The organism is Clostridium vincentii, assembly GCF_002995745.1.
Taxonomy (GTDB): Bacteria; Bacillota; Clostridia; order Clostridiales; family Clostridiaceae; genus Clostridium; species Clostridium vincentii.
This window is the reverse complement of sequence record NZ_PVXQ01000085.1, coordinates 1-1,144: the sequence shown is the minus strand read 5'-3', so window position 1 is coordinate 1,144 and position 1,144 is coordinate 1. Positions and strand designations below refer to the sequence as shown.

Genomic DNA, 1,144 nt, shown 5'->3' with positions numbered 1-1,144 from the left:
AACCTGTAAGGAGAGTGTACATAGATAAGCCAGGTTCAGATAAGAAAAGGCCGCTAGGTATTCCAGCTCATGAAGATAAAATTGTTCAATTAGCCATTAACAAAATACTTAAATCAATATATGAACAAGATTTCTTAGACTGTTCATTTGGATTCAGAGAAAATAGAAGTTGCCATGATGCCATAAAGATTTTAGATGTATATCTGTCACGAAGAAATATAAACTATGTAGTAGATGCAGATATTAAAGGTTTCTTTGATAATGTTGACCATAAATGGATAATGAAATTCCTAGAACACAGAATTGCTGACAAAAATTTACTAAGATATATAGGTAGATTTCTAAAGTCTGGAATAATGGATGAGGGAAAGTTTCATAAAGTATATGACGGAACTCCGCAAGGTGGGATAATTTCACCAACTATTGCAAACGTATATTTACATTATGCATTAGATATATGGTTTAATAATTTTATTAAGAAAAGGTGTAAAGGACAAGCTTATATTGTACGCTACGCGGACGATTTTGTTTGTTGTTTTCAATATGAAGACGAAGCGAAAGCCTTTTATGAAGCATTAAAGAATAGATTAAGTAAATTCAATCTAGAAGTGGCAGAAGACAAAACTAAAATTTTATACTTTGGTAAGGATTCATTCGAAGATAGGAAGTTTAAAAGAGCTTGAAAGCTGGAGTCATATAAAGATAAAACCTTTGATTTTCTAGGGTTCACACATTATTGCAGTAGCTGTAAGAGTGGCAGATTTAGAGTCAAACGGAAGACTAGTTCTAAGAAATTTAGGGCTAGTCTGAAAAGGGTAGGGGAATGGTTAAAGGAAAATAGAAGTCTACCACTTACAATATTGATGACGAAATTAAAGATGAAAATAGCAGGATACTTTAGGTATTATGGAATCACTGATAACTCTAGAGCTATAGAAAATTTTAGATATTTGGTAAGAAGACTAACATTTAAATGGTTAAATAGAAGAAGTCAGAGGAAGAGTTATACATGGCTTAGGTTTGATAAAATGTTTAGATATTTTGAAGTGCCTGAAGCTAAAATACATGTAAATATATTTGAATTAAAGAAAGAGATTACATATATTCTGTAAATTATAATATGGGGAGCCGTATGCGGGAAATC

Annotated in this window: 2 protein-coding genes; both read left to right on the top strand. The window is 31.6% G+C overall.

The features are described from left to right. Window positions 1-683 (top strand): reverse transcriptase domain-containing protein (locus CLVI_RS17145; protein ID WP_106061454.1); only part of this gene is annotated, 683 nt, incomplete at its 5' end. A 3-nt stretch (window positions 684-686) separates the two neighbouring features. Continuing rightward, entirely contained in the window at window positions 687-1,112 is a 426-nt protein-coding gene (locus CLVI_RS17915; RefSeq protein WP_106061453.1) for a group II intron maturase-specific domain-containing protein, read from the top strand. The last annotated feature ends 32 nt before the right edge of the window (window positions 1,113-1,144 follow it).